Source organism: Bordetella avium, assembly GCF_034424645.1.
Taxonomy (GTDB): Bacteria; Pseudomonadota; Gammaproteobacteria; order Burkholderiales; family Burkholderiaceae_B; genus Bordetella; species Bordetella avium.
The window spans coordinates 3,110,664-3,127,390 of sequence record NZ_CP139969.1; the positions used below are offsets into that span (position 1 = coordinate 3,110,664).

Consider the following 16,727-nt stretch of genomic DNA (forward strand, 5'->3'; position numbering starts at 1 on the left):
GGCTTGACCGCGCATCGCCTATCTCCCGCAGATGCGCGAAGCGTTCGTCGCCCTGACGCCTTGGGTGCGCCCCAGGCAGATCACCTGAATATCTCTGGCAGACGCTTGATATCCGACAGGCTGCCGCTGCGAGCATTGAGCGCCAACATCGGCAGATAATGCTTGATGTAGGCCAGCAGCAGCACCACATTCATATACAGGCAGAGGGTCCCCATATAGGTCAGGGAGAAAATGCCGTCATACCGCTGATTCAGAAAGACAGCGTTGTAGAACACCATGCCACTGATGGGAAAAAGGATAAGCAAACCCAATGGCACGAAGATATTGCCTATCAGAAACAGGCCGCCCACGATCTCTAGCGTCTTGACCAAATTGAAAAGCCCGACTTCGACAAGGGTGATCAGCATCTTGTTGGAGGCGGGCAGCGTACCGAAAGGTTGGGGAAAAATAGGCTGATACCCCAGTTGATGCAGCCAATAGCTCGCCCCGCTGACGACCATCCAGGCACCGAGATAAAGACGCATCAGGGCGATGACGAGTTGGCCGGCGGTCCTGATGTCCAACTTGAAGCTTATTGAGTCCTTCATTCTTTTCTTCCCCTCTAATCCCGCAGTGTCGTGGCCACCACGCGGCCGGGCTGTCCGGCGTCAGTCCGGGCGACTCGTTCACGAGAGGCGATGCGGCCGTTCTGGATCTGGAAGATCTCTACGAACTCGGTATCGGCGCCATCCAATGCGGCCCGGTACTGCACCACGACATTCAAGCCTTCGGCTACGACGCGAACCAGCTTGGGCTCGAAAGCCCCCTTGGCGGGCAAAACGTCAGTGGCAGCCACCGTGTCCTTGATCTTGGGCGAAAAGAACAGCTCCGCCGCTTTGTCCGTGTTCCCCTGCTTATAGGCCAAGTCCATGTATTTGGCGACGACGTCGCGTGGCAGCTCCCCCTCGCCCGGGGCCCAGGTCCAGCGCGGATTGGTATGCAGACCATGGGCGATCCACGCAATCAGCGCGATGCCCCCCAATAAAGACAGAATGCGCATGCAGATTCCTTGTCTCCCACTTGGTATTTACCGGACTTTTACTCCGGAATTTTGTTTTCAGGGATTTTGAACGGGAAGCCGAGAAACAACAACAGCGGATTTCACATCGCTGGTATGCAATTCCTGTATTTCCGTTCTTGTGGCGAGCGTGGCCCGAATCTGCAGGGTCTGCATATCGGCATACCAGCCATCCACTTTGCATGCTTGCTCGACCCATCGGCCGCCTTTAGATTTTGGCATCAGAAAAAGCCATTTCCAAAGGAAGCATGAATGATGGAGGCTCAGCGTTTGCCATGGAAGTATCTGATCATGTGGTTGCGGTTCTACTATGCGATCCACTTCCTGAAGTCGGGAATCAACTATGCCGTGTTCGGGGTGATTCCCGACTTCAGCAAGGCGGGAGCGGTTGGCCCCTACCTGGCCGAGATGAACAACATCGGCTTCTACCCGTTCATCAAATATCTTGAAATCGTCCTGGGCGGCATGCTGCTGTTCAATATTTTCGTGCCCCTTGCTCTGGCCGTCATGGCGGGGGTGGCCTTCCAGATCGCCTATCTGAACCTCTTCGTTTCGCCCCACCCTCGGCAATTGTTCACAGGCACACAGGAGTTGCTGCTCTGCGGTTTACTGATAATTGCGTATGGGAAAAGCTATGCCGGCCTTTTCAAGCTGAAAGCCAAGCCGGCGTTTCTTTGGGAAAAAAACCGCCACCACGGACAGGACACGCCATGAAAAGCATCGGTCTCAAACATTTCGCCATAGTCCTTGGCGTCACCCTAGTCTGGACTTTGATTGTCATTGGCTTCTCCACCACGATGGGTTCGCGTCCGTTGAGAATCTACGACTGGGGTCCGCCCGTTGGGGCATGCCTGCTCACCCTGATTTGCATGATCAAGGACCGCGTCAAACAAGACGCCCGATAACATGGCCAAAGCCCGGCGTTCTCGCCTCATGTCGGGCGCCTGCCCGGACGCGGCGCCATCGCAGTCAGCCAGGGGCTCTGTGCGCGGGCAGGGTTTGGCGATGGCCGAACGCGAGTTCGCCCGGCAGGCAGCGCCGCCTACAGGGTCAGCGTGCTGCGGCCCGCAGCGTGCGCAGTTGCGGCCCGCGTCAAAGATCCAGCACCAACCTGGCGCTTTTTGCTCCGGAGCAGCAAACCATCATCGTCTTGCCCTGAGCCCGCTCGCTCTCGCTGAGAACCGCGTCGCGATGGTCTACCTCCCCTTCCAGCACCGCGACTTCGCAGCATCCGCAAATGCCCTCCTGGCAAGAGAAATCCACCGGCACGCCGTTATCCAACAAGACTTTCAGGATGCTGGCCCCCTCGGGCACGGCCATCTCCTTACCGCTGCGCGCAAGCGCCACGACAAAGCCGCCCTCCAGCGACGCGGCGGCTTTCGCGCCAAAGCGCTCCAGGTGCACGGTCCGGGGGTCCCGCTGCGCGGCGGCGGCCTCGTAGGCGTCGAGCATAGGCGTAGGGCCGCAGCAATAAAGATGCGTATCCTCGGCGGCGCCGCGCACGACAGCGCCCAGGTCGAGAAAGCAACCCTGCTCGTCGTCGAAATGCAGATGCACTTTGGCGAAAAGCGGTTCGAAGCGATCCAGGAACGCCGCATCCGCTCGCGTCCTGGCGCTGTACCACAGCTCCCAGGAAGCACCCACAGCCTCTAGCTGCTGGGCCATGCACCAGATCGGCGTGATACCGATTCCGCCGGCGATCAGGATAGAGTGCCGGGCATGCTCGGCGAGCGGAAAATGGTTGCGCGGCGCAGACACCGTCAGCGTCGTACCCACGCGCAGCTGTTCGTGCACGTAGCGCGAGCCTCCCCGGCTGGCGGCCTCCCGCTTGACGCCCAGCAGGTAGCTGCGGGGATGCGCGCCGGGCTCGACCAGCGAGTACGAGCGCACCAGACCCTGACCCAGATACAGGTCGATATGGGCCCCGGGAGTGGCGGCGGGCAGTTCAGCGCCGTCCGGATGCACCAGCTCCACCAGGTGGATGTCGCGCGCCGCGTAGCGGATCGCCTGCACCCGTAATTCCAAAAGGCCCTTGTCCGAGCCCGGCAAAAAAGCGCTCATATCGTCATCATCCTAGGCGGCCACCGACACTGTCATCGCGCCGATGCCCTCGATCTCGGCATGCATCACGTCCCCGGCCACCACCGGCCCCACCCCGTCGCAGGTGCCCGTCATAATGACGTCCCCAGGCTCCAGGGTGTAAAAGCGCGAGGCCCAGGCGATCTGCTCGGCGATATGCAAGATCATTTCCGAGGTGTTCGCCACCTGACGGTCCGCGCCGTTGACGCTCAGGCGTAAGCCTAAGCGCTGCGGGTCGGCGATCTCGTCGGCCGTCACCAGCCAGGGGCCGAGCACGGAATAGGTGTCCAGGGACTTGCGCATGGAGCGGTCCTCGGCGCCGCGCACCGTCATGTCCAGCGCAATCGTGTAGCCCGCAATATAGGCCAGCGCGTCCTGTTCGGAGACGTTCCTGGCGGTCCTGCCGATGATGGCGGCCAACTCGATTTCGTGATGGGTTAGCCTCTGCGGCATGCTGATGCGCACCGGCTCGCCGCAACCGATCAGCGAACTATTCGCCTTGAGAAACAGCCCCTGCTCGAGCACGCTGCCAGTCTCCCGGCCCGTGAAGGTCGCCACGTCGGCCGCCACCTCTTCCACGTGCTTCAGGTAGTTCACCGGCACGCCGATGATTTTTCCCGGATTCGCCACGGGGCTGAGCAGCCTCACGGAATCCAGGGGATAGAACGGCGCCTGAGACAGCAGTTTTTCGATGGCGGCGCGCAACTCGGGAAGATGCGCGATCGCCAGATCGCCCGCGCGATTCGGGTAAGCGGGGGCAGGCAGCGCCCGCAAGGCGGCGCTCACGTCCGCGACGAAAGCGCCGTCGACGACGCCCAGTCGATCATCATTGAACCAGCAGATCTTCATCTTTCTTCCTGTCAGAAATCTTCGCGCACGTCTTCGGCCAGCAGGTTCAGCCTGCGCAGCACGTCCGCATCCGAAACGACGAAAAAGCGCGCCTTCCCTTCGAATGTGGTATGAGTGACCCAGTTGTGCTGGGGTACGGTAAACACATCGCGCGCCTTCCAGCGAAACCGCGCATCCCCGACCCGGCTCTCGCCCTGCCCTTCGACCACGGCGACCACCAGATTGGCGTTCGAACGGGTCGGCCGGGACGACATGCCCGCGTCCAGCTCCTGCATCGTGGTGTCGAGCAGGGGTAAAGCGCCCTGTCCCGTCAGGGGATTGACGTAGCGCACCCTGCGGATGCCGTCGCGCGAGGCGGGCGCATAGTGCAGCGCGCGCACCGCGTCCTCGTAGGGGTAGCGGAACACCGGAGACCTGTCCGCATCACCCAGCGTGACGCAAGGCGCGATATTCGGCGAAGCATAGGCCTCGTCGCGCATCGTCTGCGGCCTGGGCTCCATGGGCCCAGGTTGAAACACGGCGGTCCCCAGGTACATATGCAAAGGCACGTCCAGCACGTCCAGCCACACCACCGGCTCGCTACCGTCGTGGCGATGCGCGTGCCAGGCCATTCCCGGCGTCAGCACGAGGTCGCCGAACGCCATCGGACACTCCTTGCCGTCCACCAGGGTCACAGCGCCCCGGCCTTCCAGCATGAAGCGCAACGCGTTCATGGTGTGCCGATGCGCACGCGCGGTCTCGCCTGGCAAGAGACACTGAAAGGCCGCCAACACGTTGCCGCAGGTGTACTCGTCAGCGACAGAGTGCGATTGCGGACTCAGCATCTGCAAGACGCGGCGCTGTACTGCGGCCGGCGAAGTCTCCTGGAACGCCAGGTCGATCAAGGGGCGCGTTTGCTCCCAGCGCCAGATATGGCTGGGTACGGCGCCATCCTGCTCCTTGTGCGCATTCGGGCTTTCCCAAAGCGGCGCCAGCCCGGCCTCGCGCCACTGCCTGCGGATTGCTTCGCTGCTCGATGACATCACGGGCTCCTTACAGGCGATAGCTTTCGAACGTGCCAGGATGGAACAAGTCTTCGGGCGTCACCAGGCGCGGCGACAGCCCCTGCTCATGGTGATGGCGGAAGAAGTGCTCCAGCACGTGACGGTTGGCGTCGATGCCGTAAGACCAGTAATCCTCGCCCATGAGGTCACGCGCTTCCTTCAGGCGTTCTTCGGCGAAAGGCAGCGTGATCTTGGTCGCCGACGTATCCGACAGGTGCTCGATTGCCTGACGCTTAGCCTGTTCGAATGCCTTGTAAATGGCGCCAGGCAACCAGGGGTGCTGCTCGGCCAGTTCGCGCCGAACGCCCAGGATATGCATGATGGGAAAGATACGGGTGCGCCGGTAGTACTCTTTGGCCGCCCCGACGGGGTCGCGAAACAACCAGCCGATATTGGGCGTGCCCGGCGCGACATCGGGGTGGCGCGGGGCGATATAGCCGTCGATCTCGCCCTGGGCTAACAGGCTGGAGATCGTCTCGCCGGCGGGCGCGTCTTGCAGCGTCAAGTTATCCGGCAGCTTAATCTTTATTTTCTCGGGCCGACCCGCGTGAGAGATCCCGCCACGCACCCAGGTCACATCGGACGGCATAATGCCGTAGTCGTCCTGCAGAATTGCGCGCGCCCACACATTGGCGGTCAACTGATATTCCGGCAGCCCTATCTTGCGGCCGCGCAGGTCTTCCGGGCTCTCGATCCGGTCTGTGCGGCAATAGATGGACGTGTGTCGAAAAGCCCGCGACAGGAATACCGGGATGCCCACGTAGGGAAAGTTCCCCTGCGCAGTCTGTAGGGTCGAACTGGACAGCGACAGCTCGCAGATATCGAATTCCTGCCCGCGGAAAGCACGAAAGAAAATCTCTTCGGGCGACAGCGTCATGATCGTGGGGTCCACGCCGTCGATCTGGACGGCGCCGTCTATCAGCGGACGGCAGCGGTCATAGTTTCCGATAGCCACGGAAAGTTTCAGTTTGCTCATGAATCGTGTTCTCTGTTCTTGGCTTCGCGGTAAGCGAAACGCGGTGGGATCAGGACAGCTCGAATTCGCGCCGGATCGCGGCCGTGTGTTCGCCCAGCGTCGGTGCTGCCTTATCGGACGGCCCCCGTTCGCCATCGATCAGCACCGGCCGGTGTATCGCGGTAACCCTGCCCTGTTCGGGATGCGGGACCTCATAAAAAATGCCCAGATGGCGCACCTGCGGGTCCTGCATGACCTCTGGCGCGCTGTTGACTGCGGCAAAGGGCACATCGTTGGCTTCCAGCCGCCGACACCATTCGTCACGGTTCCTGGCCGCAAACGTCTCCCCGGCGATAGCAGCCAGTTCGAGGTAATGCCGGGTACGCGATACCGGCGTCTGAAAGCGTGGGTCCGTCAGAAGATGGTCCCGCTCGATAGCCTTGACGAACCCTTGCCAGAACTTCTCCACCGACGACAAATGGACCGAAACCAAACGCCCGTCCGCGCAGCGGAATACGTACGACTGCGAAATCGCCACGCGCGACAGCGGATTGGGGACGAGGCCCAGCCCTGTGTACTGCGCGAAGCCTTCGGGGGAAAACGCCACCGAGGCCTCCAGCATATTGACCTCGACTCTAGCGCCCTCGCCCGTGCGGTCCCTGTTGTGCAGCGCACCCAGTATCCCGTAGGCGGCGTACATGCCGGTGATGTTGTCGGACAGGGAAGGGCCGCTGAGCGCCGGCTGCTCAGGGTTCACGATCTGAGCCGCGATGCCAGACAGCGCCACCGCCACGGCGTCGTAACAAGGACGATCCCGATAGGGCCCGCTGGCGCCAAAGCCCATGATGGAGCATTGGATCAGGCGCGGATTAAGTGCCTTGAGGCGGGCCTCGTCAAAGCTCAGCCGCTGCATCACGCCGGAACGATAGTTATCCAGCAGCACGTCCGCACGGGAGATCAGCTTTGCCAGATCGGCCTTGCCCTGATCCGTCTGCAAGTCGAGCTGAATACTCTCCTTGTTGCGGTTGTAGGCGGCGAAATGCGGGCTGTACAACTTACCCGCGTGACGGCGGAAAGGATCGCCACCATCGGGATGCTCCACCTTGATGACGCGCGCGCCCATGTCGGCCAGCATCATGCCCGCCAAAGGGGCGGTTAACACGGTTCCTAGCTCGATGACGAGAATATCGTTGAGTGCGGTTTTCATTGTTGCGTACAGCTCACTGGAAGTGCTTGAGAATTTGCCGCGCAAGCGTGGTGCGCAGCACCTCGGTCGGGCCTTCGGTAATCCGGTAGCTGCGCAGATCGCGCCAGAAGCGTTCGATGGGAGAGTCCTCCGTCAGGCCCATGCCGCCATGCATCTGCAAGCAGGCGTCGACCACCCGGAAACCCATCTCCACGCCGAACGTCTTGATCATGAAAGTCTCCAGCTTGGCGTCCATGCCAGCATCGGCCTTTCGCGCCGCGTCGTAGACCAACAGGCGCGTGGCATAGACTTCGGTAAAGCCATCGGCCAGCATCCATTGCACGCCCTGGCGTTCCGACAGGGGCGCGCCGAAGGTCTTGCGCTGACCGGCATAGGTGGCGGTCAATCCCAGGCAACGCTCGGCAGCGCCGCAGGCATGCGCGCCCTGACGGATGCGCCCGTGGTTGATATAGCCCTGGGCCAGGGCAAAGCCCCTGCCCTCCTCGCCGACCAGGTTCTCAGCAGGAACGTCCACGTCTTCGAAAGCGATTTCCCAAGGCCTATCGCCCATCAGCGTGCGCTCCGCGCCGGCAAGGCGCACCCCCGGCGTCTGCATGTCCACGATGAAGCAAGAGATCCCGCCGCGGGCGCCCCTTTCAGGATCGGTCACTGCCATGACCAGCGCGAAATCGGCCTGGCCGGCCCGCGTAATAAAGCGCTTGACTCCATTGATGCGGTAGCCCTTCTCGGTGCGCACGGCACGCGTGCGCATGGCAGAGGGGTCGGAGCCCGCGTCCGGCTCGGTCTGAGCAAAGCAGAACTTTTTTGCGCCATCGACAACGGGATAAAGATAATCCTTGCGTTGGTGCTCGCTCAGCCCCGCCAGGATGGGGCCAACCGTGGGACCGAACAGGCCGTGATGCCTGACCCAGGACGCCACAGTGCTACGCCCCACCTCTTCCCAGAATACCGCCAGGGGCAGCAGGGAAAGCCCCTGCCCGCCCAACGCTTCCGGTACATCCATCAGCCAGAAGCCGGCCGCGCGGGCGCGGTCGCGCACAGCCTGGGCCTGCACCTCATCAAGCAGGCCGTCCGCGCCCAGCGCATGCTCCAGCGGAACCAGCTCCTTGTCCACGAAACGCCGGATGGAAGAGCGAAACATCAACAATTCTTCAGGCAGGGACTCGTGCGGGATCAGATCGAGCATGGTTTATCCCTCGATTGCGCCAGGCTGATGCGGCAGCTCGACGGCCTCGTCCAGCGACACCCATTGCTTGGTCTCTTTGCCGTCGCGCAACAGGTCCAGCTCGCGCCAGAACAGCTTGCGCAACGTGACGATACCCAGGTCGGAGCGGCCCAGAATTTCGTCTTCGCGCTTGGTGATGCGCTCCTGGCCGCGAATGGATAAATAGTCCTGCGCGGCGGTCAAACCCACGAAGGTGTCTTCAGGGTTCTTCCACACCCGAGAGCCGAACAGCTCGTCATGGTGCGCAGCCGGATCGTACTTGCCATACTTGGCGAAGTAAGCGCGGAATCGTGTCTTGGACGCTTCGCTCGCGCCGGGTGGCAGACTGTAGATCATGAAGCGCGTCGTATTCAGCTCGTCGTTGGGCAGCATCCAAACGAACACATCCAGCCAGGGATCTTCCGGCGTCAGGCCAGGCACCGTGATGTGGTTGTTGTTCGGAAAGGTCCAGTCGCTTTGGCGGACATTATCCTTAGCGCGCCGCGCCGTCTGCCGGATGCCGGCCGCCGTTTCTTCGTAGCTCAGTTCGGGGATGCTGGTCGTCACCGCCTTGCCGAAGGCGCCCACCGTCAACGCCATGTGCACGAAGCTGACGTGCACGGCATCCATCGAGTTTTCCACCTGCTGGAACCAGTTGTTGTCCCAACGCTCCATGCCGTTGGCGACCACCGCGCCGGCCTGCTCGGCCTGAGGCTTGCGAGGCAGGTCGAACTCGGGCGCATCGCCCTCGCCCAGGTAGGCGAAGACCAGCCCCAGGTATTCCCGGACGGGATAGCCGGCGATCTTGGTGCGCGGCATGCCGGTATCGCCTTCGGCCGGGCGATGCACACAGGCGCCGCTGCTGTCGAATTGCCATCCGTGATAGATACAGCGGATTTCCTCGCCCACGACCCAACCGGTATGCAGCAGGGTGCGGCGATGCGCGCAGCGTCCACCGACCAGATGCAGGGCGCCGCTGGCGCCGCGATACAAGGTCAGCTCTTCGCCCAGCGCCTTGACGGGAATGGCGGCGTTCAGCTCGATGCTCTCCGACAGCGCTATGGGCTGCCAGAACTTGCGCAGCAGCTTTCCCATATCGGAATCGCGGTCGCACTGTGTCAAGCGCTGAAACTGGCGCGCACGTTCCTGGCGACGCTCGTCCAAGGCATTCATATTCGTCTCCTGATGATGTCGAGGAAGGAGAGCCGTCAAACGGGCTCGCCCAACAGATCGGTCAGAGGCCCTTGCGGCTCTCCGTATTTGGTCAGCTGTATGCTGCGTGCATAGTCCCGCACATCCAGCGGATAGTGCTTGCCCGGCGACCAGGTGGGGTATTTGTGGCGCAGCCCGCCATCCACCGCCATGTCCGATCCGGTCATGCAGGCAGACTCATCAGACGCCAGAAAGACCGTGGCCCAAGCCAGGTCCGCAGCGCGGGGAAAACGGCGCAAAGGCATCTGGTCCAGGTACTCCTGGCGCGAATAAAAGCCCGTTCTGGCGGGAGCAACCCAGGCGGGATCGAACATTTCGTCGCGCATCGTTGTCCAGAGCTGGTGCTCCATGGAACAAGGGGTTACGGTGTTCACGCGGATGCCAAGATGCGCCAGATCCAAGGCCGAAGAGCGCGCGAAGCTCAGCAGCGCCGCCTTAGCCGCGCAATAAGCCGCGCCGTCGGCTTCGCCAAAGTGCGCCGCTGTCGAGAGAATGTGGATGATGCTTCCGCCGCCGCTCTGTTGCATGGCGCGCGCGCAGTGCTGAGTCGTGATCAGGCCGGCCGTCACGAAACTGGCGACGGAATCGTTCCAATCGTCCATATCCATGTCTAGCACATGGCTCCAGTGCACGCGGCCGGCCATGTTTACCGCCACATCCAGGCGCCCGTAACGCGCCACGGTCTCAGCCACGGCGCGGCGCACATCGTCTCCGCAACGCGCATTGCCCGCGACGCCGAAAGCGGTCAAGCCGCGCGCTTGCAGAAAATCCACCGTCTCTTGGGCCGCCGCCTCGCTCGCGTCCATGACGCATACGCTTGCCCCTTCGCGTGCGAGGAAATGCGCAATCGTGCCGCCAATGTTCGGGCCCGCACCGAAAACGATCGCAACCTTGTTTTTCAGCCTATCCATGTGATTTCGCGCCTTTAGGAGATTGCTGCAAATTCTCCGCTGCGACCTCACTTGCACCAAGCCGGATTTCTCACATTCTGCTATTCATATTCTGTATTTCTGAAGGCGACGACAAACAAAAACCCGGCATGCGCGCTTGGCGTATGCCGGGTTAAGAACCGCTGTGGACACAGCGTTCAGGAAGCGCGGGCGGCCTCAGCTGCGGGTCCGTGCGGCGCGGGTTCTCTTCTTGCTTTCCGTGCTGGCGCTGGCTTGCTGCCGCGCCTGCGATACGAGATGGATAAGGCAGGAGGCCAAGATGGCCTGGAAGTCGTCCAAAGACTCTCCCGAACTGCCCGCGATGGCGTTGCCATCCTGCATGGCCAACGTGAACATGCTTAGCCGTTCGGGCAGATCCGGCTGCGTTTCGAGCAGCGTCGGCGGCAGCGTCGCGCTCCACCAGGAAGTCAGCTCCTTTCTTTGCGCTTCGCGTATCGTCAGGAATTGCTTTCTGGCCGTTTGTTCCGGGACAGATTTCTCGACGCTCAGAATGACGCCCAGGCGCCAGAAATCGGCCGCGAAATATTTGGGATTGGCCGTCGAGCCGAAGATGCGCGTCACGTGCTCCTCGAAGGTCTCGCCTTCGCGGGGCCGATTGCGTTCAGCGGTCTCATTGCGCCAGCGTATAAAGCTTTCTTCGATCATCGCGGCAAGCAGCAAATCCTTGCTTTCGAAGTGCCAGTACACGCTGCCTATCGGAAGCGCCGCGTTAGTGGCCACCTTGCCCATGGTGGTTCCGCTGTAGCCGAACTTGGAGATCAGGCTGAACGCCGTTTCAAGGATTCGAGCCCGCACAGCGGCGCTCGATTTATGCTCACCAGGCCTACGGGTACGATTGTTCGAGTTAGAAACCATAGATCCGATTCGACAAAACGGGTTGCTGGATTTCGGTGCTGCAAACCGCAGCACCTCATTGCGCCACGCATTATTTCATAAAGACTATTTGACTTTCTAGCTGGCCAGGGCAAGGCTCAAGTCGGATACGTCAGGCTCTGCGTCGAGATTCATGAAGCGCTGAATGATACGCGCCGCCTGCTCACGTTTCATGCCGGACGCCTGCGCGCACTCATAGTTTTTCTTCTCATACTCGGCCGGCGTCATCGGATTCTTCGGATCGCCCTTGGTTGGCGTATCGCACCTCTTTCGTAAGCACCCGTCCGTCGCGCATGCGGATCTCCAGCCGCACGAATCCCGGGCCGCCGTCAGGACGCACGAGGCGCTTATCCTCGGCCGTGGCGACCCGCCTGGCAAGAGCCCTGATATCTTCTCGCTGCAAAGCCTCGGGCGTGAAATGGCGCAGGCCCACGTCCCGGTCCTGGATAGCCGTAGCAACCATCCAGGGGTTGCTGAACTGCGCTTCCACGATGGTCTTGGGATTCTGCTTCTTATCCAGCGGAGCGCCCAACAACATCATTTCAGCCGGTGGGCTGTACACGATGACCTGCGCCACGTCGGCGGGCCGGATGTCGTTCGCCTCTACCAGCTCCAGCGCTCCATCGATAGCGACATGCCCGCCGCGGCAGCAGGGATAGGGCTTGGGTGCGATGCCCGTGCCCACGAACTCGGTCCCGAGCCCGTCCAGCAGCGCCTCGCGCGCCACCTTGCCGCCGTGATACTGCTTGAAAAGCCCCTTGGGACCGTCCAACACATTAATGGGCCCGAAAGCGCCCTTCGCCGCCAGGCGCGCAGACATCAGGCCACCATAGGCCGCAAAACCGCTCCCGAATCGCTTGGCATGCGTGCCATCGATAGCGGCTTGCGCATTACCCGACATCTGATGATAGGCCAGGCCGACCGCGCCCACCAATTGATCGCGCGTCAGCCCCAGCAGGCGCCCCGCCACCAGCGCGGCCGCCAAGAAGCCGTACATGGGGGTCGGGTCCCAGCCCACGATAAAGGGCGAGACGCCCGGCGAACCGGCGCGCGACAGCCGGCAGGCCAGGTCGGTGCCCATCGCCACCGCCACGATCAATTCCTTGCCGCTGATGCGCCCCACGGCATCCGCCGTGGCGAAGGCGACGGGAACATTGACGCAGGAGGCATGGATCAGCGACGGCTCGTATGTGTCGTCGAATTCCAGTGCAGCCGCCATCGAAGCATTCAAGCGCGCGGCCGTCTCGGCAGGCAGCCGGTCATGAGTGCCCAGGACCAGGCTCTCGCCTTTGCCACCGCGCTCTTTGCTCCAGGCATAGAGCTGTTTGATCCCATCGGCATCGCGCGCGGGCAGCGCAACGGCAACCGTGTCCAGGATCTGAATCTTGGTGGCCGCAATGACATCGGCGGGCAGCGCCTCATAGCGCAAGCCCAGGCAGTGGTCGATCAGGGTGTAGAGGGTGTCGTGCCGGGCGGCATCGGCCGCCCCTGCCGGCTTGCCGCTGGACTGGGCCCAGGAGGAACCTGTGGCCCAGCCGGTCGCCAAGAGCGCCGAGAACTGCGCAAACTGCCTGCGGGTCAACTTCATTATCGATTTCCTATGATGGGCGCCGAGTCCGGCAAAAGACGACCGGTGCGATCAGTCCTCTCGGTTCCGATCCCGGATGAAAAGGTAGATCAGACCTGCCCATGAACCGAAGAAAGCGACCAGATCATAGTTGCGGATCGGCCGGAACTGCGCATAGAAAAGACCCGTGGAGCCGATGTAGGCGATGACGGTCAGGCACAGGCAGACCACGGCGGCAATCCATTTATTCTTGTCCATTGATTCACCTCATTGCGTAACAGGAATGGCCCGCGGGCGCTTATTTGCGAACGATGCGTTGACCGATTTGCGGCGCGTAAGCCTTGGCGCCGTCCCAGATCCAGAGCGGTTCCAGCTTAGGCTTCACGGCCGCGTACATCCAGCCGCTATAGGCCAGCAGCAGAACGCCGTTCATGAAAAGCTCCTGCGGCCCGGTGAACAACTGGCGGGGGGTCGCTACGATGAAGGTGTTCAGCCAGAAGATGTTGATCGTCGCGGGGAATTCCAGGATCAGGGCCAACAACACATAGCGGTTAAAGAACAGCATCGCGCCGGTCAGGATCTCGAGGTACTTGATCGTCTGGTAGAGGTAGATGTTCGCGTTCGCCTGCACCCACTCGCCCCCGACACCCGGTATGTCCGGCACATAGCCGGTCGCTGCATAGCGGATGCCAGAGAAAAGCAGGTGGGCGCCAAAGTAAAGCCTAAGCCAATGAATGATGTAATACCACGGCGATTTAGCAGCCATTTCTATCAACCTTTAAAAATTTGGATTTCCCGGAAAGGGGTCGCGCAAGCCTGTCAGAAACGCCAGGTCATACCGGTGATCACACCATTGACCGAGGCGCCTGCATCGGGCCGGGGACTTTGAAACACCGGCCAATTGGCCTTATCCTGCTGCGTGAGCCGCGTCGCCGCGACCATCAGCATCAGGCGAGGATTGACGTCGTAGGTGTAGGCAAGGCCATAGCTTTTTGCATCGCGCCCCGGGCTGCCGCTTGAGTATCGCCCGTAGGTGATCCGGATGTTGCCTCGGCTGGATACCGGGACCACCGCCCCGACCAGCTTCACGCTCTCGGAATTGGTGTTGAGTGCAGCGCCATCGCTTCCCACCATCTGGTCGGTGAGGTTGCGATGGATATAGGTCACATAGGGGTTGAAGGGTCCAAAATCGTACTTGGCGCCGATGGCCATTTCGGAAACCGGCTTCGTGGCGCGCACCGTGCCGGCGCCTGAGGTGCTGTCCGCGTGCACGAACAAAAGACCGACGGCAAGCGGCCCTGACCGATAATCGAGCCCCACTTCCAGAAGCGCGGGCTCCACGCTCGATCCATTGCTAAAGCTATACGCGACTTCCGCCTGCAGGCCACGCCAGCTCGGCGACATATACGCGATGGTGTTTTGCGTGCGCATAGTCGGATTGATGAGGAACCCGGACGACACACCTGTGCCCGACCCATATCCCGGCAGCGCGGCGCCCAAGGTCGTCAACACGCCCCAGACGTCCATCGCCGGGACCAGCATTGGATCGAATTTGGGAAAAAAGTTGTACGTCGGCCCTTGCAGGCGTCCCAGGCGCACTCCGCCCAGCGCCTTATTCTCGAGCTCGACATAGGCCTGTCGGCTCCACAAGCGGTCGGGCACGCCGCCAGTGGAACTCTTGGTGCCTGAATTCATGTTGAAGCCGGCCTCCAGACGGGTGTTTACCCGCCATCCATCGCTCAGGCCCTCGCTGGTGAAAAAGCCGATGCGTGATCCGGAACCGCCGGTCTGCATCTTGGTCCCCGAACTGCCCGAGGTCTGGTAGTGCGCAAGCGCCACGTCGGCCACGCCATAGATCTGCACTGAGCTAGGCCGCGCTGGCTCTGCCGCCATACAGTCCTGTCCGAATACCGCTGTGGCCGCCGTCAGGGCGGTCAAACCCACCTGAACCCTCTTCATTTTGTCCCTTGATATTTTTTTGAGAAAGCCTTGCCTCTCCGTGCAAGGTACGGATATCGGGTAGAACTCCTTTGGGGGTAATGCCAGCTGCTGCTAGGCGAGCATTTTTCTGGTCACGGGAGCTGTCTGCGCTGCGTCCTCTACGCCTTCGGTATTAGCAGGCAGCTCCTGGTCGAAGCGCTCTTTACCCAGCAGGTACGCCACACAACTGATGAGGCAGATGCCCGCGAAATAGGCAGCCACCCATTGCGGGTTAGTTCCGCCCGAGGCCGCCAGCAGGCTTGCGGCAATCAGGGGCGACAGGCCAGCCCCCAAGGTGGACGCAATCTGGAAGGTCAGCGCGATTCCGCTATAGCGCACGTCGGCGGCGAACTTCTCGCTGATCCACGTGTTGAACACTCCTCCCATCATCGCCTGGATAACCGGCATGGCCAGCACCATCGCCAACAGCAGGGTCAGGAACGAACCGTTGTGCACCAGTTGGAAAATAGGCCAGATGAGCAACATGCCGCCGACCGCGCCCGCAATCATCATCGGCCGGCGGCCAATGCGATCCGAGACCGCCCCGAACAGAGGCAGCGTGAAGATATTGAGGAAGTTGGCGATGGTCATCGCCATCAGCGCGCTGGTCCGCGTATGGCCGACCTCCACGGAATAGTTCAACAGAAACGCCGCTGCAAAGGTCGCGAAAGAAAGCGGCGCCAATCCACCCAATACGCCCGACAGCACCTGGCCCTTGTTGTGGCGGAACACGATCACCAGCGGGATAGCTTTGGGCACCCCTTTGGCGGCCTGCTCCTTACGCGCGGCCTCGTACTCCGGCGTCTCTGTGACGCGTACGCGTATGATCAGCCCCAACACCATCAGCAGCGCGCTGAGCAGAAAGGGAATACGCCATCCCCATGCCAGGAACTGGTCGCTGGGCAGCAAGGTGAAGGGCGTCATCACAAGCGTTCCCAGCACAGCGCCAGAGGGTCCGCCCGCGCTGACCAGGCTGACCGCCAGGCCGCGCGCCCGCGGCTTGGCGTGCTCCATAGACATCAGCGTCGCGCCGCCCCACTCGCCGCCGATCGCAATCCCTTGCAGCAGCCGCAGAACCACCAGCAGGATCGGAGACGCGATGCCAATCTGGCTATACGACGGCAGCAGACCGATCAGCATGCTGGAAAGCCCCATCAGGATCAGTGTGACCACCAGGACGTTCTTTCTCCCCAGTCTATCGCCATAGTGGCCGAACACCACCGCACCCAAGGGCCGCGCGAAATACCCCACGGCAAAGGTCGCAAACGACGACAGCGTGGCCGCCAAGGGGTCCAGCGTTACGAAAAAAATCTGGGGAAACACCAGCGCCGCCGCGACGCCATACAAGAGAAAGTCGTAATACTCGAGCGTCGTTCCGAGATAGCTGGCCAAGATAGCGCGCCGCTTCTGCTTATCCTGTCCTGCTGCAGTGGTTGAGTCTGTCATGGAAGCAATTCCTTGGGTGTAGAGCATGCGGTTCAGTGGCCTGTGCGGACGCTCACGGCATCACTCGCGAGGCTGGGGCAATGGCAAGCCGCTTGTGGCCAAAGGGCTAGGGAAAACGCCTCCACGCTGCGCGCGACTGGACGCGCGTCGGTACGACACGAAATGCATCAACTTTGTCTCCGTTGGTATAATTTTCCCGAGCTATGCTCTGGAATTTATTTTCTAGAATTTTGGACTCAGAATACCGCCACCGCAACTTCAAAATTCGACATGGCTGCTATACGATCTGCGCATGCAATCAAGGC

At 61.5% G+C, this 16,727-nt stretch carries 18 protein-coding genes; 2 read left to right on the forward strand and 16 right to left on the reverse strand.

Annotated features, from left to right (window positions below; genetic code table 11):
* Positions 1–80 precede the first annotated feature (80 nt).
* Both U0029_RS14360 and U0029_RS14365 read right to left on the reverse strand, forming a co-directional pair.
* Positions 81–587, reverse strand: a complete 507-nt coding sequence (locus U0029_RS14360) for a hypothetical protein (protein ID WP_012416314.1) — start codon at positions 585–587, stop codon at positions 81–83.
* A 14-nt stretch (positions 588–601) separates the two neighbouring features.
* Positions 602–1,039: a hypothetical protein gene (locus tag U0029_RS14365; protein WP_012416313.1), complete on the reverse strand. Its 438-nt coding sequence runs from the start codon at positions 1,037–1,039 to the stop codon at positions 602–604.
* 270 nt (positions 1,040–1,309) lie between these two features.
* On the opposite strand from U0029_RS14365, the gene U0029_RS14370 reads away from it, so the two are divergent.
* Positions 1,310–1,771 carry a hypothetical protein gene (locus U0029_RS14370; RefSeq protein ID WP_012416311.1) on the forward strand — a complete coding sequence of 154 codons (462 nt, stop codon included), beginning with the start codon at positions 1,310–1,312 and terminating at the stop codon, positions 1,769–1,771.
* Entirely contained in the window at positions 1,768–1,962 is a 195-nt protein-coding gene (locus tag U0029_RS14375) for a hypothetical protein (protein WP_039051513.1), read from the forward strand. Before U0029_RS14370 ends, U0029_RS14375 begins: the two co-directional genes overlap by 4 nt.
* Before the next feature lie 187 nt (positions 1,963–2,149).
* On the opposite strand, the gene U0029_RS14380 is transcribed toward U0029_RS14375, so the two are convergent.
* From U0029_RS14380 to U0029_RS14445, 14 genes are all read right to left on the reverse strand, one after another.
* The gene (locus tag U0029_RS14380; protein ID WP_012416310.1) at positions 2,150–3,118 is read right to left on the reverse strand and encodes a PDR/VanB family oxidoreductase; all 969 of its coding nucleotides are present in this window, start codon (positions 3,116–3,118) and stop codon (positions 2,150–2,152) included.
* A gap of 12 nt (positions 3,119–3,130) precedes the next feature.
* Entirely contained in the window at positions 3,131–3,985 is an 855-nt protein-coding gene (locus U0029_RS14385; RefSeq protein ID WP_012416309.1) for a fumarylacetoacetate hydrolase family protein, read from the reverse strand.
* An 11-nt stretch (positions 3,986–3,996) separates the two neighbouring features.
* The gene (locus U0029_RS14390) at positions 3,997–5,007 is read right to left on the reverse strand and encodes a cupin domain-containing protein (protein WP_114852736.1); all 1,011 of its coding nucleotides are present in this window, start codon (positions 5,005–5,007) and stop codon (positions 3,997–3,999) included.
* Positions 5,008–5,017: 10 nt separating this feature from the next.
* Positions 5,018–6,004, reverse strand: a complete 987-nt coding sequence (locus U0029_RS14395) for a substrate-binding domain-containing protein (RefSeq protein ID WP_012416307.1) — start codon at positions 6,002–6,004, stop codon at positions 5,018–5,020.
* A 49-nt stretch (positions 6,005–6,053) separates the two neighbouring features.
* Positions 6,054–7,190: a CaiB/BaiF CoA transferase family protein gene (locus U0029_RS14400; RefSeq protein WP_114852735.1), complete on the reverse strand. Its 1,137-nt coding sequence runs from the start codon at positions 7,188–7,190 to the stop codon at positions 6,054–6,056.
* A 13-nt stretch (positions 7,191–7,203) separates the two neighbouring features.
* A complete protein-coding gene (locus U0029_RS14405) occupies positions 7,204–8,376 on the reverse strand; it encodes an acyl-CoA dehydrogenase family protein (protein ID WP_012416305.1) in 1,173 nt (390 codons plus the stop codon).
* Between the two features lie 3 nt (positions 8,377–8,379).
* Positions 8,380–9,567, reverse strand: a complete 1,188-nt coding sequence (locus U0029_RS14410; protein WP_049794120.1) for a Rieske 2Fe-2S domain-containing protein — start codon at positions 9,565–9,567, stop codon at positions 8,380–8,382.
* A gap of 35 nt (positions 9,568–9,602) precedes the next feature.
* Positions 9,603–10,517: an SDR family NAD(P)-dependent oxidoreductase gene (locus tag U0029_RS14415; protein WP_012416303.1), complete on the reverse strand. Its 915-nt coding sequence runs from the start codon at positions 10,515–10,517 to the stop codon at positions 9,603–9,605.
* Positions 10,518–10,712: 195 nt separating this feature from the next.
* Complete coding sequence (locus U0029_RS14420; RefSeq protein WP_231838586.1) at positions 10,713–11,351, reverse strand: TetR/AcrR family transcriptional regulator; 639 nt, start codon at positions 11,349–11,351, stop codon at positions 10,713–10,715.
* Between the two features lie 286 nt (positions 11,352–11,637).
* Positions 11,638–13,017 carry an MmgE/PrpD family protein gene (locus tag U0029_RS14425; RefSeq protein WP_249037549.1) on the reverse strand — a complete coding sequence of 460 codons (1,380 nt, stop codon included), beginning with the start codon at positions 13,015–13,017 and terminating at the stop codon, positions 11,638–11,640.
* A gap of 51 nt (positions 13,018–13,068) precedes the next feature.
* Positions 13,069–13,254 carry a hypothetical protein gene (locus tag U0029_RS14430; protein ID WP_012416300.1) on the reverse strand — a complete coding sequence of 62 codons (186 nt, stop codon included), beginning with the start codon at positions 13,252–13,254 and terminating at the stop codon, positions 13,069–13,071.
* A gap of 40 nt (positions 13,255–13,294) precedes the next feature.
* Positions 13,295–13,762, reverse strand: a complete 468-nt coding sequence (locus U0029_RS14435) for a hypothetical protein (RefSeq protein WP_012416299.1) — start codon at positions 13,760–13,762, stop codon at positions 13,295–13,297.
* A gap of 53 nt (positions 13,763–13,815) precedes the next feature.
* On the reverse strand, positions 13,816–14,955 hold the full coding sequence (locus U0029_RS14440) for a porin (RefSeq protein WP_114852734.1): 1,140 nt from the start codon (positions 14,953–14,955) through the stop codon (positions 13,816–13,818).
* 93 nt (positions 14,956–15,048) lie between these two features.
* On the reverse strand, positions 15,049–16,422 hold the full coding sequence (locus U0029_RS14445; protein WP_114852733.1) for an MFS transporter: 1,374 nt from the start codon (positions 16,420–16,422) through the stop codon (positions 15,049–15,051).
* Positions 16,423–16,727: the final 305 nt, after the last annotated feature.